Source organism: Microbacterium sp. A93 (assembly GCF_051842835.1).
Window position 1 is genome coordinate 148445 of sequence record NZ_JBPXMT010000003.1, and the last position, 26564, is coordinate 175008.

Annotated in this window: 22 protein-coding genes and 1 pseudogene; 10 read left to right on the forward strand and 13 right to left on the reverse strand. The window is 68.0% G+C overall.

Annotated elements, in window-relative coordinates; genetic code table 11:
- The first annotated feature begins 2 nt into the window (after positions 1 to 2).
- Entirely contained in the window at positions 3 to 1283 is a 1281-nt protein-coding gene (gene mftD, locus ACSU1G_RS08770; RefSeq protein WP_439279545.1) for a pre-mycofactocin synthase MftD, read from the forward strand.
- Here the strand turns inward: mftD and ACSU1G_RS08775 are convergent, their stop codons facing one another.
- The gene (locus ACSU1G_RS08775) at positions 1284 to 2087 is read right to left on the reverse strand and encodes a hypothetical protein (protein WP_439279546.1); all 804 of its coding nucleotides are present in this window, start codon (positions 2085 to 2087) and stop codon (positions 1284 to 1286) included.
- Positions 2088 to 2157: 70 nt separating this feature from the next.
- Here ACSU1G_RS08775 and ACSU1G_RS08780 point away from each other — a divergent pair, with 70 nt between their 5' ends.
- Positions 2158 to 3204 (forward strand): zinc-binding dehydrogenase, encoded by a 1047-nt coding sequence (locus ACSU1G_RS08780; protein ID WP_439279547.1) that lies wholly within the window; start codon positions 2158 to 2160, stop codon positions 3202 to 3204.
- Between the two features lie 80 nt (positions 3205 to 3284).
- Here the strand turns inward: ACSU1G_RS08780 and ACSU1G_RS08785 are convergent.
- The 3 genes and pseudogenes from ACSU1G_RS08785 to poxB all read right to left on the reverse strand — a co-directional run.
- Positions 3285 to 3395: pseudogene (locus ACSU1G_RS08785) on the reverse strand (hypothetical protein); the annotation flags it as partial.
- A gap of 227 nt (positions 3396 to 3622) precedes the next feature.
- Positions 3623 to 3874, reverse strand: coding sequence for an NINE protein (locus tag ACSU1G_RS08790; protein WP_439279548.1), 252 nt, complete (start codon positions 3872 to 3874; stop codon positions 3623 to 3625).
- Between the two features lie 19 nt (positions 3875 to 3893).
- Positions 3894 to 5615, reverse strand: coding sequence for a ubiquinone-dependent pyruvate dehydrogenase (gene poxB, locus ACSU1G_RS08795; RefSeq protein WP_439279549.1), 1722 nt, complete (start codon positions 5613 to 5615; stop codon positions 3894 to 3896).
- A gap of 71 nt (positions 5616 to 5686) precedes the next feature.
- Here poxB and ACSU1G_RS08800 point away from each other — a divergent pair, with 71 nt between their 5' ends.
- The gene (locus ACSU1G_RS08800) at positions 5687 to 7240 is read left to right on the forward strand and encodes a dihydrolipoyl dehydrogenase family protein (RefSeq protein ID WP_439279550.1); all 1554 of its coding nucleotides are present in this window, start codon (positions 5687 to 5689) and stop codon (positions 7238 to 7240) included.
- Positions 7241 to 7267: 27 nt separating this feature from the next.
- Here ACSU1G_RS08800 and ACSU1G_RS08805 read toward each other — a convergent pair whose 3' ends face one another.
- The gene (locus tag ACSU1G_RS08805) at positions 7268 to 7747 is read right to left on the reverse strand and encodes a cupin (protein WP_439279551.1); all 480 of its coding nucleotides are present in this window, start codon (positions 7745 to 7747) and stop codon (positions 7268 to 7270) included.
- A gap of 516 nt (positions 7748 to 8263) precedes the next feature.
- Here ACSU1G_RS08805 and nrdH point away from each other — a divergent pair.
- Genes nrdH through nrdF form a run of 4 tightly spaced genes read left to right on the forward strand, consistent with a single transcriptional unit; the run spans position 8264 to position 12187 of the window.
- Positions 8264 to 8506, forward strand: a complete 243-nt coding sequence (gene nrdH, locus ACSU1G_RS08810; protein WP_439279942.1) for a glutaredoxin-like protein NrdH — start codon at positions 8264 to 8266, stop codon at positions 8504 to 8506.
- Positions 8507 to 8522: 16 nt separating this feature from the next.
- Entirely contained in the window at positions 8523 to 8993 is a 471-nt protein-coding gene (gene nrdI, locus ACSU1G_RS08815; protein WP_439279552.1) for a class Ib ribonucleoside-diphosphate reductase assembly flavoprotein NrdI, read from the forward strand.
- Positions 8990 to 11158 (forward strand): class 1b ribonucleoside-diphosphate reductase subunit alpha, encoded by a 2169-nt coding sequence (nrdE, locus tag ACSU1G_RS08820; protein ID WP_439279553.1) that lies wholly within the window; start codon positions 8990 to 8992, stop codon positions 11156 to 11158. The genes nrdI and nrdE overlap by 4 nt, the downstream gene beginning before the upstream one ends.
- A gap of 54 nt (positions 11159 to 11212) precedes the next feature.
- Positions 11213 to 12187 carry a class 1b ribonucleoside-diphosphate reductase subunit beta gene (gene nrdF, locus ACSU1G_RS08825; protein WP_439279943.1) on the forward strand — a complete coding sequence of 325 codons (975 nt, stop codon included), beginning with the start codon at positions 11213 to 11215 and terminating at the stop codon, positions 12185 to 12187.
- A 215-nt stretch (positions 12188 to 12402) separates the two neighbouring features.
- Here nrdF and ACSU1G_RS08830 read toward each other — a convergent pair whose 3' ends face one another.
- From ACSU1G_RS08830 to mftF, 5 genes are all read right to left on the reverse strand, one after another.
- The gene (locus ACSU1G_RS08830) at positions 12403 to 13101 is read right to left on the reverse strand and encodes an ABC transporter ATP-binding protein (protein WP_439279554.1); all 699 of its coding nucleotides are present in this window, start codon (positions 13099 to 13101) and stop codon (positions 12403 to 12405) included.
- Positions 13098 to 14897 carry a branched-chain amino acid ABC transporter ATP-binding protein/permease gene (locus ACSU1G_RS08835; RefSeq protein WP_439279555.1) on the reverse strand — a complete coding sequence of 600 codons (1800 nt, stop codon included), beginning with the start codon at positions 14895 to 14897 and terminating at the stop codon, positions 13098 to 13100. Before ACSU1G_RS08835 ends, ACSU1G_RS08830 begins: the two co-directional genes overlap by 4 nt.
- Positions 14884 to 15741, reverse strand: coding sequence for a branched-chain amino acid ABC transporter permease (locus tag ACSU1G_RS08840; protein ID WP_439279556.1), 858 nt, complete (start codon positions 15739 to 15741; stop codon positions 14884 to 14886). The genes ACSU1G_RS08835 and ACSU1G_RS08840 overlap by 14 nt, the downstream gene beginning before the upstream one ends.
- Before the next feature lie 65 nt (positions 15742 to 15806).
- Positions 15807 to 17009, reverse strand: coding sequence for an ABC transporter substrate-binding protein (locus ACSU1G_RS08845; RefSeq protein ID WP_439279557.1), 1203 nt, complete (start codon positions 17007 to 17009; stop codon positions 15807 to 15809).
- A gap of 39 nt (positions 17010 to 17048) precedes the next feature.
- On the reverse strand, positions 17049 to 18647 hold the full coding sequence (gene mftF, locus ACSU1G_RS08850) for a mycofactocin biosynthesis glycosyltransferase MftF (protein WP_439279558.1): 1599 nt from the start codon (positions 18645 to 18647) through the stop codon (positions 17049 to 17051).
- Between the two features lie 648 nt (positions 18648 to 19295).
- On the opposite strand from mftF, the gene ACSU1G_RS08855 reads away from it, so the two are divergent.
- The 3 genes from ACSU1G_RS08855 (at position 19296) to ACSU1G_RS08865 (ending at position 23978) form a co-directional block, all read left to right on the forward strand.
- The gene (locus ACSU1G_RS08855) at positions 19296 to 22244 is read left to right on the forward strand and encodes an S-layer homology domain-containing protein (protein ID WP_439279559.1); all 2949 of its coding nucleotides are present in this window, start codon (positions 19296 to 19298) and stop codon (positions 22242 to 22244) included.
- A gap of 74 nt (positions 22245 to 22318) precedes the next feature.
- Positions 22319 to 23194: a thioesterase family protein gene (locus ACSU1G_RS08860; RefSeq protein ID WP_439279560.1), complete on the forward strand. Its 876-nt coding sequence runs from the start codon at positions 22319 to 22321 to the stop codon at positions 23192 to 23194.
- A complete protein-coding gene (locus ACSU1G_RS08865) occupies positions 23187 to 23978 on the forward strand; it encodes a lipoate--protein ligase family protein (RefSeq protein ID WP_439279561.1) in 792 nt (263 codons plus the stop codon). Before ACSU1G_RS08860 ends, ACSU1G_RS08865 begins: the two co-directional genes overlap by 8 nt.
- Positions 23979 to 24024: 46 nt before the next feature.
- On the opposite strand, the gene ACSU1G_RS08870 is transcribed toward ACSU1G_RS08865, so the two are convergent.
- From ACSU1G_RS08870 to ACSU1G_RS08880, 3 genes are read right to left on the reverse strand one after another with little or no spacing between them, the layout of a single operon-like run.
- A complete protein-coding gene (locus ACSU1G_RS08870) occupies positions 24025 to 24651 on the reverse strand; it encodes a uridine kinase (RefSeq protein WP_439279562.1) in 627 nt (208 codons plus the stop codon).
- A 54-nt stretch (positions 24652 to 24705) separates the two neighbouring features.
- Complete coding sequence (locus ACSU1G_RS08875; RefSeq protein ID WP_439279563.1) at positions 24706 to 25353, reverse strand: MBL fold metallo-hydrolase; 648 nt, start codon at positions 25351 to 25353, stop codon at positions 24706 to 24708.
- Positions 25353 to 26444 (reverse strand): S-(hydroxymethyl)mycothiol dehydrogenase, encoded by a 1092-nt coding sequence (locus ACSU1G_RS08880; protein ID WP_439279564.1) that lies wholly within the window; start codon positions 26442 to 26444, stop codon positions 25353 to 25355. The genes ACSU1G_RS08875 and ACSU1G_RS08880 overlap by 1 nt, the downstream gene beginning before the upstream one ends.
- Between the last annotated feature and the right edge of the window lie 120 nt (positions 26445 to 26564).

Consider the following 26564-nt stretch of genomic DNA (forward strand, 5'->3'; position numbering starts at 1 on the left):
CCATGACAAACCCGTGGTTCGAGAGCGTGGCGGAGGCCCAGCGCCGGGCGAAGAGACGCCTGCCGAAGTCCGTGTACATGGCCCTGGTGGCCGGTTCGGAGCGCGGCATGACCGTGCAGAACAACATCGATGCGTTCTCGGAGCTCGGCTTCGCGCCGAAGATCACCGGCAACCCCCTGGCCCAGGACACCTCCACCACCATCATGGGTGTGCCGGTGGACCTACCCGTGATGATCTCGCCGACCGGTGTCCAGGCCGTGCACCCGGACGGGGAGATCGCCGTGGCGCGGGCCGCCAACAACCGCGGTGCCGCCATGGGGTTGGGGGCCTACTCCTCCAAGGCCATGGAGGACGTCATGCCGGAGAACCCGGGGCGCACCTTCTTCCAGCTGTACTGGTCCGGGGGGCGTGAGCAGATGCTGGCCCTGGCCCAGCGCGCCCAGGAGGCGGGCACGGCCGGGCTGATCATCTCCCTGGACTGGACCAACGGCTACGGCCGTGACTGGGGCAGCCCCGAGATCCCGCAGGAGATGAACCTCAAGACGATCCTGAAGTACGTTCCGGAAATCGTCCTGGGCCGCAAGTTCGGCTATGCCATGGACTGGGCGAAGACCCTGTCCCCGCCGGAGCTGTCCGTGCCCAACGCCGTGCCGAAGGGGGAGCCCGTACCTGGCTTCTTTGAGGCCATGGGCTGGTGGCGCCAGACCCAGATCCCCACCTGGGAGGACATCGCCTGGCTGCGCGCCCAGTGGGACGGGCCTTTCATGGTCAAGGGCATCACCCGCGTGGATGACGCCAAGTCCGCGCGGGACGCCGGGGTCACGGCCATCTCCGTCTCCAACCACGGCGGCAACAACCTGGACACGACGCCGGCCACCATCAGGTTGCTGCCGGCCGTCGCCGAGGCGGTGGGAGACGAGGTCGAGGTGTACCTCGACGGCGGCATCCGCCGCGGTTCCCACGTCTACAAGGCCCTGGCCCTGGGGGCCCGGGGCGTGCTGATCGGCCGGGCCTACCTGTGGGGCATGAGTGCCAACGGCCAGTCCGGCGTGGAGAACGTGCTGGACATCATGAAGGACGGCCTGAAGGCCGCCATGATGGGCAACGGCCACGCCACCCTGGACGAGATCCGCGCAGACGACCTGCTGATCCCACCAGGATTCGCCATCACCGCCGGCGGCGAGCACGGCCATGTCTGGGGTGCCCCGTCCCTGGGCTCGGCGGTGGCCGAAGGAGTCGGGAGCGGCCTGGGCCCGGCGAGCAGCCCGCAGCTGAGCGAATAGTCAGCCGATCGTGACCGGTGCCAACGCGTGCCAGAGGACCACGGCGATGGCGAGGACCAGCACCACCACCTGCACCACCGGGGAGCCGTGACTCCACGGCTGGTGCAGGTGGGGGACCCGCTGCCACCAGATGGTGGCCAGGGGCGCGAAGACGAGCGCCGTCGTCGCGCCGATGAGGGTGGGCACGAGGTGCTCGGCGTTGTACCCGGCGATCAGGGCGGCGCTGGTATAGACGGCCGCCAGGACGGCCGTGGCCACCAGCCAGGTCATCACGGACGCGGCGACGACGTCGCCGGGGTCCGACAGCGTCCGCAGGAGCTCCCGTGACAGCAGGTAAGAGAGGAGGAACATCCCCGCGATGCCGATGATCCCGGCGGCGATGTAGCCGATCGACGAGAACCCCCAGGTCTCGAAGAGGACGGCGGTGTCCCCGACCGGCATGAACATCCCGACCATGAGGTAGCCGAAGGTGCCCTGCGCCGCGGCGAGGGACATCCATGTGAGGAAGGCCCGCAGATAGCCGGCGGGCAGGGGCCGTGACGCGGCGTAGAGAATGACAGCCAGGACGATCGAGACAAGCGGCCCGGCCAGGGTCGCCAGCGTGTCATCCACCCCGGGGGCGGGCTGGTGCTCGGCCATCAGCGAGCTGATGGTGGCCGGGGCGCCCTGGACGGCCGCGGTGATCCCGTGTGCATACTCGTGCACCTGGATCTGCAGCATGGCCGCCGAGGCGGCGATGACCGATGAGCTGAGGATGATGGTGCGGCGGGAGGGTCCAGAGGCTATGGCGGCTTCGGTGCTCATGACCGCAGGGTAGAGGTTGGACCTGCTCCCTGTCAGCGGTTGGTTCGCGTTCCCCGGTAGCGTGGGACCCATGAAAGCCACCCTCATGTACGCTGCCGGCGATGTCCGGGTCGAGACCGTCCCGGACCCCTCCATCCTCGAGCCCACGGACGCGATCATCCGGACCGTGCGGTCCTGCGTCTGCGGCTCGGACCTGCACCCGTACCACTCGATGAAGTCCTCGGACCACGGCAGCCCCATGGGACACGAGGTGATCGGCGTGGTGGAGGAGACCGGTTCCGCGGTCACCTCGTTGCGGCGCGGTGAGCTGGTGGTCTCCTCCTTCACCTTCCAGGACAACACCTGCGTCTATTGCCGTGAGGGATTCCACGTCTCCTGCCAGCACGGCGGCTTCTTCGGTGGCCACGGCATCGGCCTACAGGCGGAGTACGTCCGGGTCCCGCAGGCGGACGGGACCCTGGTCGTCGTCCCGGACACCGACGGGACCGGCAACGGCTCGGAGGAACTGCTGGCCGGGCTGCTCTCCCTCTCAGACGTCTACCTGACCGGACTCCATGCCGCCACCATGGGCCAGGTGGCCCCCGGGAAGACGGTCACCGTCATCGGAGACGGCGCCGTCGGACTCTCCGCGGTCCTGGCCTCCCGCCAGCTCGGTGCCGAACGGATCATCCTGATGGGCCGCCATGCCTCCCGCACGGACCTGGGCCGGGAGTTCGGTGCCACCGAGGTAGTGGCCGAGCGCGGCGAGGAGGGCATCAACGCCGTGCGCGAGTTGACCGGCGGAGAGGGGACCCACGTGGTCCTGGAGGCCGTGGGGCACCGGCCGGCCTTCGATCAGGCGGTGGGCGTGATCCGTCCCGGTGGCACCATCTCACGCGTGGGCGTCCCGCAGTACAAGGAGGCACCCCTGGGCGGCCCGCTGTTCCTGCACAACATCACCCTGACCGGAGGGACGGCACCGGTGCGCCGTTACCTGGACGGGGCGATCCCGCAGGTGCTCTCCGGGGAGATCCAACCCGGCCGGGTCTTCGACGTCTCGATGCCGTTGGCCGAGGCGCCGGCGGCGTATGCCGCCATGGATGCCCGCGAGGCGCTCAAGGTCATGCTGGTCCCGTAGATGCCGTAGGCGAACGTCTGCAGTGTGCGTTCCGGGAGGGTGAAGATCAACCGGCCGATGTTCTGGACGATCCAAGTGAATAGCTTGTACCGGGGGCGGGAGTGGCCCGGACCGAGCCGGACCTTGCCCTCTTCGGACAGGGCGGCCCAGAGGACGAAGCCGATCACGATCGTGATTGTCAGGACGTGGTACCAGCCGAGGTCGGTCTACCAGATCCGTGGGACCTCGGACCATCTCACTGCTGGTCAGTGGCGGCCGGAACTGCTCCTCGCGGTCCTAGCGCTGCCGCCGGCGGTCGACGGCCGGGTCGGTGCGAGCCGGCCATGCCCCGAGGGGCGGCCGTTGATCGTCGTAGGATTCCCTCTCTCGGGGGACAGCGCCGAGGCGAGCCTACGGCCGGGCCGCGTCCGGCGTCAGGTCAGTTCAGGCCTCCGTTGGCCGCCCGGACCTGGCCGGGGAGACGCATCAGGTCGATCAGGCAGAGCAGGATCACGAGCCCCCCGAAGACGAACCCGATGCCCCAGGAGGCGCTGGCGATCCCGGCGACCGTCAGGATGAGGTAGAGGGCACCGGCGGGGCGGTTCCCCAGATACCACTGGTGTGCACCCAGGAGCCCGAGCGCCAGGCACAGCAGATAGGTGAGGACGAGGTTCTTCGGTGCGCGGGCCACGGGCCCACCCTAATCCGCCCTAGAACAGCTGCCGCAGATTGGTCTTGGCGAGGTCGAACAGTTCGTCCCCGCGTCCCGAGAGCACCGTGCGCAGGGAGTACAGAGCGAAGCCCTTGGCCTGCTCCAGCTGGATGGCCGGGGGAATCGTGAGTTCCTGCGGGTCGGTGACCACGTCCACGAGGGCCGGTCCATCGTGGGCGAAGGCCTCGGTCAGGGCCGCGTCCACGTCCCGTGAGTCCTCCACCCGGATCCCCTTGACGCCCATGGCCTGGGCCACCGCGGCGAAGTCGGGGTTCTCCAGGGTGGTGGCGAAGGGCAGCTGCCCGGCGGCCTTCATCTCCAGCTCCACGAAGTTCAGCGAGGAGTTGTTGAACACCACCACCTTCGCGGGCAAGTCCATCTGCACGAGCGTGAGGAGGTCACCCAGCAGCATGGTCAGCCCGCCGTCGCCGGACAGCGTGACCGTCTGCCGCCCGCGGTCCTGGGCCAGCACCCCGATCGCCTGGGGGACCGCATTCGCCATCGAGCCGTGGGAGAACGAGCCGAGCAGCCGGCGCTGTCCGTTCATCTCGAGGTACCGGGCGGCATAGACCACGGGGGAGCCGACGTCCGGGATGAACACCGCGTCCTGCGCGGCGAGTGCGCTGATCCGGCGGGCCAGGTACTGCGGGTGCACGGCGGCGCCCCGGCGCGAGGGGGTGGCGAGGTCGTCCAGTTTCTCGCGGGTCTTGACGTAGTGCTTCCGCGCGTCCTTGAGGTGCTTGTCCTTCTTCGTCTCCAGCATCGGCACGAGGGCCGCCGCGGTCTCGCGCACCCCGCCGACCAGGGCCAGGTCCACCGGGTGCCGCCGGCCGATGTGCTCACCGCGCAGGTCCACCTGGATCACCGTGGCGTCGTCCGGATAGAACTGCGGGTACGGGAAGTCGGTGCCCAGCATCAGGATGGCGTCGGCCTCGCACATGGCCTTGTAGCCGCTGGCGAAGCCGAGCAGTCCGGTCATGCCGACGTCGAAGGGGTTGTCATACTCCAGGTGTTCCTTGCCGCGCATGGCATGCACCACCGGGGCGTTCAGCTTCTCGGCCAGCTGCATCACCTCGGCGTGGGCACCGGCGGTGCCGGCACCGCCGAGGATGGTCACGCTCTTGGCGGCATTGAGCATCTCAGCAGCCTGTTGGAGCTGGTCCGGCAGGGGCACGACGGCGGAGCGCGTCCTGCGCACGAGCGTGCGCCGTTCGCTCTGGGCGGGCGCCGAGGCCACATCCCCGGGGATGACCAGGACCGCCACGCCGCGCTGCTCGATCGCGGCGCGCATGGCCACCTCCAGCAGCCGCGGCATCTGCTTCGGGTCGGCCACGTACTCCACGTAGACGGAGCACTCGCGGAACAGGTCCTGCGGGTGGGTCTCCTGGAAGTAGGTGGTGCCGATCTCCTCCGTGGGGATGTGCGCGGCGATGGCCAGCACCGGGACCCTGTTGCGGTTCGCATCGTAGAGGCCGTTGATCAGGTGCAGGTTGCCGGGCCCACAGCTGCCGGCGCAGACGGCGAGCTCACCGGTCATCTCCGCCTCCGCCCCGGCCGCGAACGCCGCGGTCTCCTCGTGGCGCACATGCACCCACTCGATCTCGGGGTGGGTCCGCAGGGACTCGGTGACGGCGTTGAGTGAATCCCCGGGGATTCCGTAGACACGCTGCACGCCGTTGAGGGACAGCGTCTGGACGAGGTTCTCGGCAACAGTGACCATGGACCCACCGTACGCACCGGCCGGGGCCGGAGCCATAGCCGGTGGGTACTGCGGAGTGGGACGGTAGGGGCATGGACAGCGAGCAGCAGGTTGCACCGGCCCACGAGGATCAGCACTCCGTCGATCAGCACCCCGTCGACCAGCACCCCGAGCGGAGCGTCGACGCGATCGTGATCGGGCTTGGCCCCGGTGGTGAGGACCTGGCCGCACGGTTGGCCCGCGGCGGATGGCGGGTGGCAGCCGTGGAATCCCATCTGGTGGGCGGTGAGTGCCCCTACTACGGCTGCATCCCGAGCAAGATGATGCTGCACGAGTCCCGCCGTGACGAACCGGACTGGGAGCGGGTGGCGACCCGCATCCGGCAGGACGCCACGGACCACTGGGACGACCGGGTGGCGGTGGAGCGGCTCACCGATGCGGGCGTCACCTTCCTGCGCGGCCAGGCCACGGTCGACGGCGGCCCGTCCGGTCCCGGGGCGCCGTCCACTTCCGGAGGCCGGGGCGGGCAGGGGCACCACGCGGTCACCATCACCCCGGACGGCGGCGGCACGCCCCAGCGGTGGACCGCGAGCCGGGCGGTGGTGCTGAACACGGGGTCCGTCCCCTCGCTGGCGCCGATCCCCGGCCTGCCGGAGCGGGAGGCCTGGACGCACCGGGACGTGGTCACCGCACAGACGCTCCCGGCGTCCCTGGCGATCGTGGGCGGCGGACCCCTCGCCTGTGAACTGGCCCAGGCACTGGCCGGCTTCGGGGTCCGCATCACTCTGGTGGTCCGTGGTGGGCGGTTGCTCTCGGGCGAGGTGCCCCAGGCCGGCGACCTGCTGGCGGAGCGCTTCCGGGCTGAGGGGATCGACGTGCGGACCGGGACGGAGATCACCGGCGTGACCACGAGCGATATCACCCGCTACGAGTCCTCCCACGGTCTGCCGACTCCCTCCGGTCCGGTGGACGTGACCCTGTCCACGGGGGAGTCGCTCAGCGTGGACCATGTGCTGCTGGCCACCGGTCGCATGCCCCGCGACGAGGTCCGGGTGGACGAGTGGTGCCGGATCCTGGACGGCGGGGGACAACCGGTGCCGGGCCGCTACGCCCTCGGCGACATGACCGGTGCCGGGCCCTTCACCCACACGTCTGTGGCCCAGTCGGCCGTGGTGGCGGGGCAGCTGCTCGGCGGGCAGCACGACGGTACGGAGCCGAAGCCGTTCCCCCGGGACTCCGTGCCCCGGGTGACGTACACGGATCCGGAGGTGGCCGCCGTCGGGCTCTCCGAGCGCGCGGCGCGGGACGGCGGGGGCGAGGTGAGGGTCGCCCGGGTGGACCTGGCCTCCTCCAGCCGCGGCTGGATCGATGAGGTGGCGGGGCACCTCACCCTGGTGGCGCGGGACGGTGGAGTGGGAGCCGGCGGTTCGGGAGTTGGTGGTTCGGGCATTGGTGGTTCGGAGGTCGGGCAGGTGCTGGTCGGCGCCAGCGTGGTGGGACCCCAGGCCGGGGAGATCGTGGGGGCCCTGACCGTGGCGGTACATGCCCGGGTCCGGGTGGCCGAGCTGATGAGGATCCCGTGGGCCTACCCCACGCTGCACCGGGCCATCGGGGACGCCCTGGGGCAGCTGGGGCAGGATTCCTGAGTTCGGGTGACTGCTGCGGGTGTCTGCTCAGCGCCCGACGTCGGGCCGTTCCCTCTGGAGCTGGAGACCCGGCTTCCTCTGGTGCACGGTGTGGTAGATCAGCCCGTCCGTCCCGGCGGTGAAGGAGCGCAGGGTGCGGCGGGGCATCCAGAGCAGGTCACCGGCCCGTAGCGGCAGGTCCCCGGTCTCGGTGCCCAGGGTGCCGGAACCGTCGAGGACGTGGATGAGCACGTCGAGGCCGGGGCCCTGGTGCGCCTGGATGCCGTCCCCGGCCGGCAGGGAGACGACGTTCGAATCGAGGTCCCGCACCGGTTCCTCCAGTTTCCAGACAGCACCCGGCGCAGCAGGCCCGGAGCCGCTGATCAGCTCTCGGGTGTTGACGAGCCGGCGGGGTGCGTCCGGACCGGGGGAGCCGACGGCTGGAGTCGGGGCTGGAGTCGGGGTCAGACTCGGGGTTGGACTCGGAGTTGGACTCTCGCTGGGATGGTGGGGGTGGGGTGTGGGCATACGGAGCTCCTGGCGGGGGTGCTGGATGGGTGCTGGTGGTGCCACTGAGGGTAGCTCGCCGGCCGACACGCCGCCCGCGTCGAGGAGACACGCCGGGGGTCTGCGACCGGACCATCTGTGCACAACTTCTCGTGTGGACGTCCACACCCTGTGGACGTTCCCGGTCCGGTCACCGACGATCGGCGTGATTCCGCCGTTTCAGGCGGACCGGCCACCGCCAGCTCATCCACAGGCCCTGTGGATGAGTTGGGGGAAACTAATGACAAACATGTAAGACAGGATCTTGTGGTTGTTCCCTACCTCCACCACTAGATGTAGTATTGGACTCAGTGGTTCGGACCGCGGCGCATGAGGGTGCTGATGGAGCCGGACCGGCTCGGATCCACCGCTTCACGCCTTGTTCAGCAGGCCGGCGGTGCCCTTCAGGGCCATGACGTATGAACACAGACCACAGACCAGAAATGCTCGCCGGTCCGGCCTCTTCCGGATGCGGTAACCGAGGACAGGGGAATGACCATGACCGTCACCGTTTACTCCAAGCCGGCTTGCGTCCAGTGCAATGCCACCTACCGGGCGCTGGACAAGAAGGGCATCGCCTACGAGACCGTGGACATGTCCCAGGATGTCGACGCCCTGGAGCGTGTCCGCGCCCTGGGGTACATGCAGGCCCCGGTCGTGATGGCCGGTGCCGAGCACTGGTCCGGCTTCCGCCCGGACAAGATCGACGAGCTGGCCACCGCCGCCGTCTCGGTGGCCTGAGGTACTCGAGGCCAACATGACAAGCGTGGTCAGCGACCGCAGGCCGGTGGATGGTGCGGAGCCCGGTGCCCCGCAGCGCACGGCAGCCCGGCTGATCTACTTCTCCTCGGCGTCGGGCTACACGCACCGCTTCATCTCCAAGCTGGGATATCCGGAGGGTGAGACGGCGCGGCTGCCGCTCATCACCAGGAAGCCGACCCTCCTGGCCACGGAACCTTTCGTCCTCGCCCTGCCCACCTATGGCGGGGGAGACGGCAAGGGGGCCGTGCCGAAGCAGGTCATCAAATTCCTCAACGTCAAGACGAACCGGGACCTGGTCCGAGGCGTCATCGCCGCAGGGAACACGAACTTCTACGAGGCCTACTGCCTCGGCGGGGAGATTGTGGCACGCAAGTGCCAGGTCCCCCTCATGTACAGATTTGAACTCATGGGCACACCGGAGGATGTCACGGCCGTGCGCGAAGGATTGGAAAGGTTTTGGGGATGACAGTCACCGAACAAGACATGAACCGCTCGACCAAGGAGCTGCCGGCAGCATGGCAGAACCTCGGGTACCACGAACTGAACGCCATGCTGAACCTCTACGGGGCGGACGGCAAGATCCAGTTCGAAGCCGACCGCGCCGCCGCGCGGCAGTACTTCCTGGAACACGTCAACAACAACACGGTCTTCTTCCATGACCTGGATGAGAAGCTGACCTATCTCGTGGACCATGACTACTACGAGGCTGAGACGCTGGAGCAGTACTCCGCCGAGTTCAGGACGGCCCTGTGGGACCGCGCCTACCAGCTCAAGTTCCGCTTCCCGACCTTCCTCGGTGCGTTCAAGTTCTACACCTCCTACGCGCTGAAGACCTTCGACGGCAATCGCTACCTCGAGCGCTACGAGGACCGCGTCTGCATGGTGGCCCTCCACCTGGCCCAGGGCGACGAGCAGCTGGCCACGGAACTCGTGGAGGAGATGGTCGGCGGCCGTTTCCAGCCCGCGACCCCCACCTTCCTCAACGCCGGCAAGGCCCAGCGCGGTGAGCTCGTCTCCTGTTTCCTGCTGCGCATCGAGGACAACATGGAGTCGATCGCGCGGAGCATCAACTCCTCCCTGCAGCTCTCCAAGCGCGGCGGCGGCGTGGCCCTGTCCCTGACCAACATCCGCGAGCACGGCGCGCCGATCAAGCAGATCGAGAACCAGTCCTCCGGCGTCATCCCCGTGATGAAGCTCCTGGAAGACTCCTTCTCCTACGCCAACCAGCTGGGTGCCCGTCAGGGTGCCGGCGCCGTCTACCTGCACGCACACCACCCGGACATCTACCGGTTCCTGGACACCAAGCGCGAGAACGCGGACGAGAAGGTCCGGATCAAGACCCTGTCCCTGGGCGTCGTCATCCCGGACATCACCTTCGAGCTGGCCAAGACGAACGAGGACATGTACCTCTTCAGCCCGTATGACGTGCAGCGCGTCTACGGCAAGCCGTTCACCGAGATCTCCGTCTCGGAGAAGTACTACGAGATGGTCGACGACGCGCGGATCAAGAAGACCAAGATCAACGCCCGCGAGTTCTTCCAGACGCTCGCCGAGATCCAGTTCGAGTCCGGCTACCCGTACATCGTGTTCGAGGACACCGTGAACGAGGCCAACCCGATCAAGGGCCGGATCACCATGTCCAACCTGTGCTCCGAGATCCTCCAGGTCTCGGAGGCCTCGGAGTTCAACGAGGATCTGACCTACTCGAGCGTCGGCAAGGACATCTCCTGCAACCTCGGTTCCATGAACATCGCCAAGACCATGGACTCGCCGGACTTCGGCAAGTCCATCGAGACCGCCATCCGGGCGCTCACCGCGGTGTCCACCATGTCCGAGATCGTCTCGGTGCCGTCGATCGTCAACGGCAACAACTCCTCCCACGCCATCGGGCTGGGCCAGATGAACCTGCACGGCTACCTGGCGCGCGAGCGGGTCCACTACGGTTCGGAGGAGGGCATCGACTTCACGAACATCTACTTCTACACGGTGCTATTCCACGCGCTGCGGTCCTCCAACCTGATCTCGATCGAGACCGGTGAGCGGTTCGGCGGCTTCAACGACTCGAAGTACGCCTCCGGCGAGTTCTTCGACAAGTACACGGAGCAGGTCTGGGAGCCGGCCACCCCGAAGGTGGCCGAGCTGTTCGCCGGTTCCAACGTGTCCATCCCCACCCAGGCGGATTGGCGCGAGCTGAAGGCCTCCGTGATGGAACACGGGATCTTCAACCAGAACCTCCAGGCCGTGCCACCGACCGGCTCGATCTCCTACATCAACAACTCCACCTCCTCGATCCACCCGGTCGCCTCGAAGGTCGAGATCCGCAAGGAGGGCAAGCTGGGCCGCGTCTACTACCCGGCTCCCTACCTGACGAACGAGAACCTCGAGTACTACGACGACGCGTACGAGATCGGCTACGAGAAGGTCATCGACACCTACGCCGCAGCGACCCAGCACGTGGACCAGGGCCTGTCCCTGACCCTGTTCTTCAAGGACACGGCCACCACCCGTGACCTGAACCGGGCCCAGATCTACGCGTGGCGCAAGGGCATCAAGACCATCTACTACATCCGCCTGCGTCAGCTCGCGCTGGAAGGCACCGAGGTGGAGGGCTGCGTCAGCTGCATGCTCTGAGTGACGCCCGCCACGCACCGAAACCCGTACTGAAATGAGGACAACACCACGATGATGGCCGACGCTGTCAAGACCCTCGAGACTGTCGAGGCAATCAACTGGAACCGCATCCAGGATGACAAGGACGTTGAGGTGTGGAACCGCCTGACCTCCAACTTCTGGCTCCCGGAGAAGGTTCCGCTGTCCAATGACATCCAGTCCTGGGCCACACTGACCGAGGATGAGAAGACGCTGACCATGCGGGTCTTCACCGGCCTGACCCTGCTGGACACCATCCAGGGCACCGTCGGTGCCGTCTCGCTCATCCCGGACTCGCTGACCACCCACGAGGAGGCGGTGTACACCAACATCGCCTTCATGGAGTCGGTGCACGCCAAGAGCTATTCCTCGATCTTCTCCACGTTGGCGAACACCAAGGAGATCGACGACGCCTTCCGCTGGTCCCGTGAGAACGCGAACCTGCAGAAGAAGGCCCAGATCATCCTGGACTACTACCACGGTGACGATGCGCTGAAGAAGAAGGTGGCCTCCACCATCCTGGAGTCCTTCCTCTTCTACTCGGGCTTCTACCTGCCGATGTACTGGTCCTCGCGGGCCAAGCTCACGAACACCGCGGACATGATCCGGTTGATCATCCGTGACGAGGCGGTGCACGGCTACTACATCGGGTACAAGTACCAGCGTGGAGTGGAGACGGAATCTGCGGAACGTCAGCAGGAACTCAAGGATTACACCTTCGAGCTGCTGTTCGAGCTGTACGAGAACGAGGTCCAGTACACCCATGACCTCTACGACTCCGTCGGCCTGGCGGAGGACGTGAAGAAGTTCCTCCACTACAACGCCAACAAGGCCCTGATGAACCTCGGGTACGAGGGGATGTTCCCGTCCACCGTGACCGATGTGAACCCGGCCATCCTCTCGGCACTGTCCCCGAACGCGGACGAGAATCACGATTTCTTCTCCGGGTCGGGCTCGTCCTACGTGATCGGCAAGGCCGAGAACACCGAGGACGAGGATTGGGACTTCTAAAAACGTCTCTGAGACGTCCCGGCTGAGAACCTGGTCAGAGGCCCGGATCCGCGATGCATCGCGGGTTCGGGCCTTTTGAGTCCCTTGATCCGGACCACAGCTTCTGCCCTTCGCGGCAGATCGGGGCGGACCGACCCAACGGTAGGACGGTGTGGGATTCGACGCCACGAGGCTGCGCGGAAGAGTACACGGACAAGGACCACACGGGCCCCGTGTCACTCCGGCGGCAGCAGGTACGGAGAGACGAGCGAGGCGCGATCCGCGGCGAGCGCGGCACACGAGGCGCTCAGCACGATGCGACCGTGCCGCATGATGTGTGAGTCGGCGCCGATCCTGAGTGCGGTGTCGACGAACTGCTCAACGAGTAAGATGCCCGTGCCTTCGCGGGCGAGCCTCGCGAGCACCTCGGCGAGGGTCGCGACAATGCGGGGTGCGAGCCCGAGCGACAGCTCGTCGACGAGCAGGAAATCGGGCCGTGTCGCGAGCGCCCGGGCGACCATGAGCATCTGCTGCTCCCCGCCTGAAAGCAGCCCGGCCGGCTGGTCCCGCTGCTCCGCGAGTTGCGGGAAGAGGGCGAACGCCCGGGTGAGCGCGGCAGGTGAGCGGTCGACCACAGCGAGGTTCTGCGCGACGGTGAGTCGCGAGAACACCGTGCGGCCTTGCTCGACGTATGCGAGGCCGCGGCCGACCCGGCGATGCACCGGAAGCCGGTCGATCCGGCGGCCCCCGATCAGCACCTCCCCGGAAGCGAGTGGCAACATCCCGGCGATCCCGTCGAGTAGCGTCGTCTTTCCGGCACCGTTCGCACCGAGCAGCACTGTGATCTCTCCCGCGGGCACCGATAACCACACATCCCTGCAGACGGCGAGATCGCCGCGGCGTACCGAGACGCCTCGCAGCTCGAGTGCGCTCACCGAACGGCCTCCCGCCCGAGGTAGGCGTCGATCACCTGGGGCAACGCCATGGTGTCTACGACGGAGCCGGAATCCGAGCCGGAGGCGATGATCCGCCCCGCCTCCAGCACGGCAAGCCGCTCCGCCGCGGCCCGCACGAACTCCATGTCGTGCTCGACAAGAAGCACCGAGCAGCCGAACCGGGCAGGTATCCCTCGCAGCCGCGCCGCGAGGGATGTCCGCTCCGCCTCCCCGAGCCCGGCGGCCGGCTCATCGAGCAGCAGCACACGCGGCCCTGCGGCGAGCGCACCCGCGATCTCGAGCATGCGACGGGTGCCGACGTCGAGCAGGCGGGTCGGTACGACCACCTCAGGGAGCCCGAAGTAGCGGCGCACGGACTCGCGATGCTCGGTCGCAGCCGCCGGGGCGGCGAGGCGGATGAAATCCCCCACCGTCGCGGCTGAGATGCCGCGGCTGTGCTGGAAGGTGCGACGGATCCCTCGCCGCGCACGCAGATGGGCGGGGGTGCCGTCGAGCGGCACGCCGTCGAGTCGCACCGTGCCCGCAGTATCCGAGAGGAACCCCGAGATCCCGTCGACGAGCGTCGACTTGCCCGCACCGTTGGGCCCGATGAGCGCAAGCACCTCTGCCTCGCGGACGACGAGGTCGACGTCGTCGAGCGCGGGAGTGCCGCCGAAAACGACCGTCATCCCCTTGATCTCGAGGGGTGGGACGTCAGATTCCGGAGGGGTCGTCCGGGTTCCGCCCGCGCCCGTACCGCCGGGGCCGACCGCATTGCCGATTCCGCGGTTATCGATCGGTTCGCACGTGGTGCGCACTCCACGGAATGCGCGATCCTGGAGCTTCGCATGAAGGAGCTCGGCGATGCCGCCGGTGCCCCTTCGCAGCACATCGAAGGCCCCCAGCGCGAGCAACGCGTTTCCAACGTCGAGAGGCAAGCCCACCCGGCGCAGCGCCTCCGGCACGAACACAGCAAACACCCCCGCGAGGAGTGCTCCGCTGAACAACGCGGCACCGCACAGCACCGCGGTCGCGAGGTGCACCATCGAGGTGAGTGGCGTGAAGACGCTCGTAGTCAGCAGCCCGTACTGCCCCGCGAGCATCCCGCCTGCGACCCCTGCAAAGAGTGCCCCCGCCCCGAACGCGGTTGCTTTCGACCACCAAGTGCGCACGCCCAGGGCCGCAGCGGCTCGTTCGCTCGCTCCCACCGCGCGCCAACCAAGCCCGTGGGGCGTCCGGCCGACGGCCCACAGCGCGAGCTGCAGCACGATCAGCAGAGCCCAGGCGAGCGCGAAGAAGCAGCGCGGATCGTCGAACGGCGCGGCTGGCAGTACCGGGACACCCCTGCCCACTCCGGGGAAGCTCCACTGCCGGAGCACCAGGTCGAGAGCACCGGCGAACCCCAGCGTCAGCACCGCGAGTTCGACGCCACGGATTCTCGAGGTGGCGAGTCCCAGCAGCAGCCCGATCGGCGCGGTCGCGATGCCGGCGACGACGACGAGCAGCGGGAATGGAAGCTCGGGCCAGTGCAGTGCCAGCCACGACACGACCCAGCCGCCGATCGCGGCGAACGACATCTGGCACAGGGTAATGATCCCGACCCGGTTCGTGACGAGCCCGACGCCACGGGCGATCATCGCGCTCACCGCGACGGACGACAACAGGTACACCCAGTAAAGGGGTAGCAGCCACCCGAGCACGACGAGGACCACGACGAGCAGTGCCCAAAGTCCGCTGGAGGGTGGAATGCGCTGCCCTGCACGGAGACCATCACGTACGCACTCAGCGAACCGCATCCCAAGCCTCCCGCCTGCGCAGCCAGATGAGCGCGACGACGATGATCACGAAAGGGATCGCGCCACGATAGTCAGCAACGGTTTCGATGCGCGCCCCTGCACCCTCGATCGCTCCGATGGTGAGCCCGGCCAGCGCCGCCACCCACACGTTCGAGAACGCGCCGAGCAGGCCTGCAGCGAGCGCTGGAATGATGAAGAACGACATCGTCTCAAAGGTCGGATTGCGGGTGGGGGCGACGAGCAACAGCGCGAGCGTCGCGAACACGCCCGTCACGGCCCACACTCCGACGCTCAAGAGCCGTGAATTCATGCCCATCAGCTGCGCAGTAACGGGCCGTTCGGACATCGCCTGAAGTCGGAGCCCGAGGGTCGAATAGCGCAAGAGCAGCGACAGCCCAGCCGCGATCACGAGGGTCAGGGCGAGTGCGACAACCGTGGTGAGCGCGACTCGTACTCCGCCGAGATCGAAGGAGATCTCCGGCACGAGGCTCGGCATCACACGGGGCGAGTCACCGAACAGCCGAAACCCCAGGGTGAGCAGGACGATGAGCAGCACGACGGCGACGACCGCGCGCACGGTCGTGCTCGGCTCCCCGAACCAACGCGCGAGGACCCAGCCGGAGAGCCCGGCGAGGGTCCCTGAGAGCACCAGTCCAGCGAGGACGGCGAGCGGCCATGGAAGGCCCGCACCGAGGAGGGCGTAGCAGCCGTAGGCGCCGAGGGCGCCGAGCGCCGCGTGGCTGAAGTTCAGGACGCCGACCAGCCGGTACAGCACGACCACGCAGACGGCGAGGATCGCATAGGTGGACCCCATGATGAGGCCCGAGACGGTTCCGTCAATCATGGTCGGCGACCTTGCCGCGCTGCGTGCCGGTGCGCAGACCGGTCTGGGTGCCAGTCAATGATGGTCTACTGCTCAGGGACTTCGACCCAGTCGCCAACCGGGACCCATCCCTCCTCGGTCGCCTGCACCATCATGCTGGCGCGGTTCGGGTTGTGTGCGCCGGCATCACTGTAGACGAACGGCATGCCCATGAGGGGGTTATCGATCTCGCCGGCGTCGCGGAGTGCCTGGCGCACCGACTCGGGGGTGATCTCGCCATCCATCCCTCGCAGCACGTCGACGAGAAGCTGCGCGCTCACATATCCGCCCTCGGAGAGCGAGGTGATCGCCACGCCGGCGTCGTCGAGCGTCGAACGCCACTCGGTGACCTCGGGGTCGTCGCTGGTGAAGGGCAGGAACTCGGAGTTCGCGTAGACGTTGCCGATCGATTCCTGGGTCTGCAACGCCTCCACTGCAGCCTCTGTGTAGACGTTCGTGAGCATGAGCCAGTCGGCCTGGTCGAAGATGCCCTGCTGCTTGACCGCGTTCATGAACGCGACGCCCTCCGGCTCGGTCGGGTTGAGCACGACCGCATCGCAGCCGGCATCCTTCACCGCGAGAATCGCGGGCGTCGGGTCATCGCCGAGGTTCACGGAGGTATCGACGTGGGTGAAGGTCACGCCAGTGTCCTCCTGCCACCGGTCGAGTAGTTCGAGATATGGCGTGGTGAGCGCCTCACTCTTGAGGATCACCGGGCAGATCCTCTTGGCCCGGAGCTGATCCTTCGCGAAGTAGAGGAGGCTCTCGTAGCCATTGAATGTGCCCGCATTCACCGGCGCAATGTTCCGCGAGGAGAAGCAGGAGGGCTCGATGCCGGTACCCATGACCGAGACGATGTCGCTCTGCTCGTAGAACGCCGCGTTCGCGCTGCACTCGACGAGGCTTGCGGCCCCCACCATCGCGACGACGCCCTCCTCGTTGACGAGGCGACGGGCTGCCTGGCTCGCCTGAGCGGGGTCGGCGCCGTCGTCCGCGGAGATGTACTCGATCATGCGGCCGTCGATGCCGCCCTCCGCGTTCGCCCGGTCGAACACGGCCTGCGCGGCGGCCGGCACCTCGGGAAAAGGCGCGGGACCGGTGATTGAGCTGATCGCACCGATCTTGATGGGTGCTGCATCGCCGCCCGCGCCGCCGTATGCAGTCCCACCCGTCGCACAGCCGGTCAGGAGGAGCCCCGCGACTGCGGAGAGTGCGAGCGTGGAGACAACCCGCGAATGATACTGGGACATGCTGGAAGGTACTACTTTCTCGTCGATGATGGTGCTCGATTACCGCTCGGCGGCTGATGCGGGAGCGGCGTCGCCCGCGTGCGGGCCGGCTTGCATCGACGCCTGCGCGTCACCGCGTTTCTTCGGCCAGGAGGGGATGCGCACGCGCGGGGTGATCACGCTCCAGACCCGGCTGCGGAGTGCTCCCCTGATCACGCCGGTGCCGTAAGAGGCGTCGTCCAGGAGCCGCAACCCCAGGCTGCTGAACGGACCGAGTCGCGTCGGGCGCAGCAGATGATCCCGCACCGGCTCCCACATCATCGCGACACCGATGCCGCGCGCGGCCCGCGAGAACGGGGTCGCCGCGAGCACGGCCCAGCCGACGGGCCACCAGTCGCGGCGCAGCAGATGCCCCATCCAGAACGCGTCGGACCACATCGAGCGCGCCGACATCTCGATCGCGACCGAGAACGGGATTTCGGGGCCCAGGATGCGCCGCTGCCTGGCCACCTCGTAGATGAAGATCGCCGGGGCGAGGAGCCGCACGACACGGAACGGGCTCGTGAGGGCTGCGAGGGCTACGAGTCCCGACGCCGAGGGACGGGCCGGGATAAGCCGTCCCGGGTGGCGCGCCTCGAGCGGAGCCGCAGAGTCGCCGTACATCGCACGGCGGCTTGAGAATTCCTTGAGCGAGGTGCGGACTTCGTGGCGGTTGACGACGTCGGTGACGTAGCGCACGGTCCAACCGGACTCGTACATGCGCCAGAAAAGGTCGACGTCTTCACCCACCCGCATGCCGGGCTCGAACGGGGGATCGGTGACGGCCGCGCGGCGCACGATGACCGAGACGCTCGGCAGCCAGCCGACCGGAACGCCGTAGACGACGCGGCTCGGATCGGGGCCCATATCGAGTTCCGAGCGCGTCTCTTCATAGAGTTCGACGGACGAGTCGCCGACTACCGCGGGGAGCACGCGCGGGCCTACCGCGCCGACGACCGGATCGTCGAAAAGCGGGCGAAGGCGGGCCACCCAGTCCGAAGCTGCGAGTGCGTCCGCGTCGATGAACGCGATGAATGGGGCCGAGGTCTCTTGGAACCCGGTATTGCGCGCGCCGCCGGGGCCGCCGTTCGTCTTCCGGACAACGAGGCGGGCCCCCGCTTGCTCGACAACCTCACGGATGCGAGCGGCATCGGCCATCGGCGACGCGTCATCCACGACCGTGATCGGGATTCCCTGACCCGAGAGCGATGCGAGGCATCGTTCGAGCGGCTCCGCGTCGCCGTGGACGGGGATCACGATCTCGACGTCGTCGACTTCACGTGCCTCGGCTGGAAGTGGGTCGGCGATGCCGCGGTCGAGAAGGTAGATGGCCGCTTCCTGCTCGTCACGTGTCGTCGCGACGACCCCTCGGCGGTTCGCTGCGAAGAGCCTCCGGGCGAAAGGCCATACCGATTCGGGGAGGAGCGTCACCTCCCACGGGGAGCCCCCGATCGTCACCTTGCCGGCGCGGAGCACTACGCCCGATGTCCACGCGAGGGGCACGCGGGTGGTGAACTCAGAAGTCTCGAAGGTGCGCTGGGGCGGCACGGGGGCGGCGGGCGGACCCCAGTCCAGGCGCCCGGAGCACTGCTGCTGCATTGGCTTCTTGGGTAATAGCATTCGATTACTCCACGGTCTTCTCGACGGGCCGTTCCGCAGCGCGCATCCTCGCCTGCTGAGGCTCTGGCGCGGGCTTGCCGGTATCGCCAATACTGACTTCGAAGCAGGGGTTCTTTCTCCAGGGCCACAGGTCGACCATGATGACCTCCTCGTTTGAGCTCTGCGCAAGACTACGGTGGCGTCACTGCACCGCATCCATTTTGTCATCATGTGACAGAAGGCACGACTTGCGCTGAGATCCCTGATCGTCTTCCGCTCAGCGTTGCAGGCTCACTCGGATCACGGCCGTCGGCGCCCCCCGTGAGTTCGCGCGCGGCTCCACTGCGACCCCCCCCGAGGGACAGCAGGGGCGCGTGTCTGATGATCAATAGGGGGCTTCTGACCGTCCGGCACAACTGACCACCGTCTGCCGGCGGCACGCATAGGGACACCGGGTCCACCCTGTCGGGTGGGGCCGGTGTCTTTTCGTGATGATGTGATGCTCACAGCGCAACAGTTCCAACACCCATGTGAACTCTGTGTGAAAACAGAGACTATTGGGACCAGAGTGATTACAACTCCATCAAGAATTGATAACCTTGTCGAGGCGTGGAGGGGAAGAACCACGCCCGCTTCCACTTCTTTGCACCACTTGAGGGAAAAACTGATATGTCGCGGACGCTCCACCCTGTCCTGAAGACCGGCGCAGCCACTGCGTTGGCTCTCGCCCTGGCGGCCACCACGGTCTTGCCGGCCACGGCCATACCCGTCGTGCCGGAGACCACCGGTGTCCCGACGGCATCCACCCCGGCCGACCGGCCGCCGGCGGACCCGGCGGTCGCCACGGGGCAGGAGGCCTCCGAGGTCAAGGGTGCGGGGGAGGAATCCCTCGCCTTGGGCGGGATCGACGCCGAGGCGCTGCCCGAGGTGGCCGAGCAGGAGGAGGCACCGCCGGCAGAGAGCCCCGAGGACAAGGTCGAGGAGCGTGAAGAGCCCGTTCCGACTCCAGACGCTGAGACTGACGCAGCCGACGAGGCAGACGAAGCAGACGCAGCCGCCGCGCTGATGTCCCTGACGGTCCCGGCCTCCGGCACGGCCAGCCCGGCACCGAGGCCTGCGGAGAGCGGTTCCCAGCCGTCCGACGTCGTGATCCAGAACCTCCAGGAGAAGGCCCAGGCCGCTCCCACCACCCTCGACGCACCAGTGGCTGAGGAGGCCGAGGAGCTGACCACATCGGTCATGGACCACGCGCTCTCCGCCACGAAGGACGTCGAGGTCGAGAAGATCGCCACCTTGACGCAGCCCGTGGAGACCATGGACTTCATCGTGGCCGGTGTCACCTGGGATATCGAGGACGCCGGTCAGGTCACGGAGGTGTCTCTCCGGGTACGGGAGGGCTCCGACTGGACCGATTGGAACAGCATGGAGATCCATGCGGGGGATGAGATGCCGAACGCCGACCGCGTGGGCACCGAGCCGCTGATCTCCAGCGGCGCCGATGCCATCCAGGTGCGCATCACCACCGTGGACGGCGAGAACCCCTCCGGGCTCGCGCTGGACCTGATCGACCCGGGCGTGGCGGACACGGACGGCCAGCTCCAGCCAGCCTCGCCGGCCTCCCCGGCACTGCAGCAGATCGAGGGCGAGGCCGGCCTGGCCGCCCAGGAGCCGGTGGAGGCCGCCGCGGCCTCGACCACCCGTTCTGAGGCCCGCGCCACGGATGGCGCGGACTTCGTTCCAGCGGTCCACGAGCAGCAGGGCCTGATCACCGGCACCGCGCAGGCCAGCACCGCCTCGACCGGGAGCAACGCCCTGAAGCCGGCGATCATCACCCGCGCGCAGTGGGGCGCCAACGAGTCCGTGGTCAACGACTGGGGCACCCCGTCCAAGGACCTCAAGGCGATGTACGTGCACCACACGGCCGGTTCCAACAACTACTCGGCCTCGGGTGCCTACGCCCAGATCCGCGGTATCTTCACCTACCACGCGGTCAACCTGCGGTGGGGCGACATCGGCTACCAGTTCCTCGTGGACAAGTACGGCAAGATCTACCAGGGCCGCCGCGGTTCCATCGACGCGCCGGTGGTGGGCGCGCAGGCCGGCGGGTTCAACACGGACACCATCGGCGTCTCGGCCATGGGCAACTATGACGTGGCCTCGGCCCCGGCCGCCATGGTCCGGGCCATCGAGCGGGTCCTGGCCTGGCAGGCCGACCGCTACGACGTGGACCCGACGGCCAGCACCCGGCTCACGCAGAGCGGCAAGGGCACCGCACGGTGGAGTAGCGGCACCACGGTCACCGTCCCCACGATCCTCGGGCACAAGGTCACCAACTCCACGGCCTGCCCGGGCCGCTACCTGGACGCGCAGCTGCCGACCATCCGCAAGAACGTGGACCGCTTGGTCGCCAATGCCCAGGTCAAGCAGCCCCCGGCACAGCCGAGCCTGCCGTCCAACTCCTACCGTCTGGACGGCACCGGAACGCAGGCCACCGCCTCGTGGAACCAGGTCTCCGGAGCGGACCACTACCAGATCATGTACCGCGCCGTCCCACAGGGTGGCGGCGCGATCACGAACCAGCCGTGGAGTGCCGGCAAGACGGGCACGGCCACCAGCACCGTGTTGAGCAACCTTCCCGGTGAGACGGCGCAGTATGCCGTACGGGCCGTCAGCGGAGGGGTGGTGGGACCGCAGATCTACCTGGGTCAGCACACGGCCCCGCTGAACTGGGACGATCGCGACGTCTACTTCGGCAACGGGACGACCCGGTCCAACGGGACCATCCGGGCCGATGCCACGCGTGAGGCCATCCGCTTCGAGGGCGCCGCTCAGGCGGATCGGGTGGTCGTCTCGGCCACCGTTGCCTCCGGTACCGCGAGTATCCGGGTGGAACGGGACGGGAAGTACGCCGGCCGGATGAAGATCCGTGCCGGTGGGGCGACTGTCTGTGCCGTGCCGCTGGGCGCGGGTTCCAACGTGCGCCTGGAGCTGGAGAACAACGCCACCGTGACCTACTCCTCCGTCGCGCTGACGCGTCCCGGCCAGAGTCAGGACCTCGGTCTGGACAACGCCCGGTGCCAGGCCACCTTCGGGGACGTGAACAGTTCGCAGACGGCCTTCAATGCTGTCGAGTGGATGCAGTGGTCCGGACTGAGCCACGGTTACGAGACGGACAACAGCTTCGGGGTCCACCGGGACATCGGCCGCGGCGAATCGGTGGCCTTCCTCTACCGGTATCTGGATCCGCGCTTCTCGGTCCCGAGCAAGGCGCCGTTCTCCGACGTCGCGAAGGGGAGCACCTTCTTCGAGCCGATCAGCTGGGCCGCGGGCACCGGTGTGACCGAAGGCTATGCCGGCGGCGGGTTCAAGGTCTCGAAGAGTGTGACGCGCGGCGAGTTCGCCTCATTCCTCTACCGGGCCGTGAAGCCGAAGTTCAGTGTGCCGGGCAAGTCCGCCTTCTCGGACGTCAGCACCAAGAGCTCCCACCATGCGGCCATCGCCTGGATGAAGAAGGAGAAGCTGTCCACCGGATACTCGGACGGAACCTACCGCTCCGGCCAGCCCATCACCCGTGGCGAGGCGGCACTCCTGCTGCACCGCTTCCACCTGAACCGGTAGGGGCGGCAGGGGAGGCAGATGCGGTAGGGGCGGTCGGGACGGTACGGCCCGGCGATTCTGGCAGGATGGACGGCATGACTTCCAGCACCACAGTCGGCGGCGCGGACCGCCCCGGAAAGCCCCAGCACGACGTCGGCGCCAACTTCCAGCGCACCGCGCCACCGCGGGTGGAGGCAGGGGTCCGGACCGCCGAGTTCGACTCGGTGGTCCACGCCCAGGGCACCTGGCGCGACGACGAACTGCACATGGCACCGGTCTCCGGCCTCATGACCGCGGAGATCCTGGCGCATGAACCGCGCTCGGGGCTGCGGCTGGCCCGGCTCTCCTTCGAGATCCTCGGGACGTTGCACTTCGGACCGCTCACCGTCACCACCCGCACGGTGCGGCCCGGCCGCACGATCGAGTTGATCGAGTCACGGCTCACGGCCCAGGGGCGGGACGTCCTGGTGGCCCGGGCCTGGCGCCTTGTCACGATGGACACCACTGAGGTGGCCGTCACCCATGACAGTGACCTGACACCACTGCAGGAGTGCGAGCCGTTCCCGGCCATGAACCAGCGGTGGCCGGGAGGGTACATCCAGTCCCTTCAGATGCGGGTCGCGGCAGATCACGCCGCCGGGCATGGACGCTGCTGGTCCACCACCACGGTGGACATGGTCGCCGGGGAACAGACCACGGACCTGGTGCGCCTGATCGGCATGGTGGACACCGCCAACGGGGTGGCCCCCGTGCTGCCCGACGGGCCCGGGGCCTTCGCCTTCCCCAACGTGGACCTGCAGATCCACCTGTACCGCGAGCCCGTCGGCCCGTGGCTGGGGTATGCGACCACCTCGAACCTCGGCGGTGACGGGATCGGGGTGACCTCGGCCGTCCTCCACGACGAGCGCGGGGCGTTCGGACGGTCCGAGCAGATCCAGACCATCCGGAGAATCCCCGCAGCTGATGCCTGAGAGATCACCCGAGACGGGGTTGGACTGGGTCAGGCAGGATGCCTCGCTGGGCGCCGCCGCCGACCTGGAGTATGGGATCACCTTGCTGCGGGCTGCCCAGTCCGGGGTGCTCAGCACCCCCCTGGTCCGCGTCTACCGTCCCCGGCCCACGGTGGCGTTCGGCCAGCGTGATGTGCGGCTGGACGGATTCGAGCAGGCCCGGCAGGCCGCCCGGCGGCACGGCTTCGAACCCGTGGTGCGCCGCGCGGGGGGCCGGGCTGCCGCCTACCACCACGGTTCCCTGGTGGTCGACCACCTTGAACCCGACACGGACGCGATGCAGGGATTCCGGGATCGCTTTGCCGGCTTCGGGGAGCTGTTCGCCCAGGTGTTCCGGGACGCCGAGGTGCCGGCCGCCGTCGGGGAGATCCCCGGGGAGTACTGCGCCGGCGAGTTCTCCGTGCACACACCGTTGCCGCCACAAGAGGACGGGTCCGCACGCGGGCCCGTGAAGCTGGTGGGCACCGCACAGCGGGTGGTGCGGGGGGCGTGGCTGTTCTCCTCCTCCCTCATCGTCCAGGACCCGGAACCGATCCGCGCGGTGCTGGTGGACGTGTACCGGGCGCTGGATCTGGACTGGGACCCTAGCACGGCCGGGGCCGCCACGGAAGCCGTACCCGGGATCACCGTCGAGTCCTTGGTCCAGCGGCTCCGCGGGGCCTACGGGGCGGAGCACGGACCGCTGCAGGACCGGTCCTGGTCCGATCTGCTGGACACCGTTCCGCCGCAGGATCCGGGCGGCTGACGAGTCGGCTGTCGAGACGACTGTCGAGACGGCCGGCCAAGTGGACCTATGGTCCGCTGAGCCGCCGATGCAGCTCGCGCTTGGGCACCGGGACGAAGCCTGCAGCCAGATAGTGCTCGCGGATCAGACGCTCCTGACGCATCAGGGACCAGCCTCGTTGGACGAGGAAGGGGACCGGCTTCCGGCGTTCGGCGACGTCGCGGGCGAACCGGCGGGCCGCCGTCGGGAACCGGTGTTGGTCGATGTACCAGGCATGGAAGTCCGTGCCTGGGAGCAGGCCGAGCCGGGACAGGGCGCGCGGCAGTTCGGCGGCGAAGATGCCCTCCGCCACGAGGGGCCCGCCGTTGAGTTCGACATCCTCATAGCCGGTGACCGAGGAACTGGTGATGGAATAGACCGGGACCCGGGTGCGGCCGGTCTCCAGCAGCTCCACGATGGCGTCCACGGCGGCGTCCAGGTTCCAGGTGAGTGGGTCATCCCAGTCGATCTCGCCGTAGACCGTCCGGGGCAACGCCGGCCCGTCGGCCGTGCTGTCTTCGGAGATCTCGCGGTAGAAGGCATCCAGCAACAGGTGCGGACGCCCGTAGGTGCGGGCCAGATAGGACTTGTCCGCACCGGAGGCCCCGCCCAACAGGACGAGGCCTCCGGCATGGTGTTCGGCTGCGTTGTTCAAGAACCCGGTCTTCCCGTCGGCGGCTGGTCGCACTCCGCGGGAGGACCGATCCGCTCAGTGGCCGCGGTCGATCCACTCCTGCAGGTGCGGGGCTTCGGTGCCGATCGTGGTGGAATCGCCGTGTCCGGTGTAGACCGTGGTCTCGGCCGGAAGGGTGAACAGGCGGCCCTTGATCGACTCGATGATGGTACCGAAGTCCGAGTAGGTCCGTCCGGTGGCGCCCGGACCGCCCTGGAAGAGGGTATCTCCGGAGAACAGGACACCCTGGGTGCCGTCCAGGGCCACGAGCTCGGGGGAGTGGAAGCAGACCGAGCCCGGCGAGTGGCCGGGGGTGTGCAGGGCGGTCAGCTGGATGCCGGCCACCGTGAAGGCCTCCCCGTCGGTGATGGTCCCATCAGGGGCCTGGTCCGGGTAGACACTGTCCCACAGCATGCGGTCGTCCTCGTGCATCAGCACGGGGGCGTCCACGAGGGAGCGGAACATCTGGACGGCGCGGATGTGGTCGTCGTGGCCGTGGGTCAGCAGGATCGCCAGGACCTGCCGGCCGTTGACGGCCTTCTGGACCTCGAGGGCGTCGTGGGCCGGGTCGATGACCACGCACGTCTTGTCATCACCGATGATCCAGACGTTGTTGTCCACCTCCCAGGTCCCGCCGTCGAGGGAGAAGGTGCCGGAGGTGACGAGCTGGTCGATGCGTGCCATCAGAGCACCACCACCGAGCGGAGGACGTCACCGGAGTGCATCTTGGTGAACGCGGCGTCGATGTCCTCGAGCGTGATCGTCTCGGTGACGAAGGCGTCCAGATCGAGTCGGCCGAGGTTGTACTGGTCGATCAGCATCTGGAAGTCCCTCGAGGGCAGGGTGTCCCCGTACCAGGAGGACTTCAGGGAACCACCGCGGCCGAAAACGTCCAGCAGGGGCAGCTCCAGCGTCATCTCCGGGGTCGGGACCCCGACCAGGACCACGCGACCGGCGAGGTCACGGGCGTAGAAGGCCTGCTTGTAGGTCTCCGGGCGGCCGACGGCATCGATCACGACGTCGGCACCGAAGCCGCCGGTGAGCTCCTGGATGGCCTCGACGGCGTCCTTCTCCTTGGAGTTGACCGTGTGGGTGGCACCCAGTTCCACGGCCTTGTCCAGTTTCCGCTGGTCCAGGTCCACGGCGATGATGGTGGTGGCTCCGGCCAGCCTGGCGCCGGCGATGGCTGCGGTGCCGACGCCGCCGCAGCCGATGACGGCCACGGACTCGCCGCGCTTGACCTCGCCGGTGTTGATGGCCGCGCCGATGCCCGCCATGATGCCGCAGCCCAGCAGGCCCGCGGCAGCGTTCTGCTCATCGGAGACACCCTCCACCTTGGTGCACTGGCCGGCAGCGACCAGGGTCTTCTCGGCGAAGGCGCCGATGCCCAGGGCCGGATCCAGCTCGGTGCCGTCCTCGAGGGTCATCTTCTGGGTGGCGTTGTGGGTGTTGAAGCAGTACTGGGCCTGGCCCTTCTTGCAGGCCCGGCACTCGCCACAGACCGCACGCCAGTTGAGGATGACCTTGTCACCGACGGCCACGTCCGTGACGCCCTCGCCGATCTGGGAGACGACGCCGGTGGCCTCGTGCCCGAGCAGGTAGGGGTAGTTGTCCCCGATCCCGCCCTGGACGTAGTGCAGGTCGGTGTGGCAGACGCCGCAGGTCAGGATGTCCACCACGGCCTCTCCGGGGCCGGGATCCGGGATCACGATGGTCTCGATGCTGACGGGGGCGTCCTTCGCCTTCGCGACGACAGCCTTCACCTTCTGGGGCACGGTGCAACTCCTTCCGGCCGTGGCGGGGCACGGTCCGACTCGGGATGGGTCTGGGTCCATCTCATCACATCTGGCGGTGGCGTGGGTGGCGCCTTCCCTGTGAGACGTATTCGCCGGGTT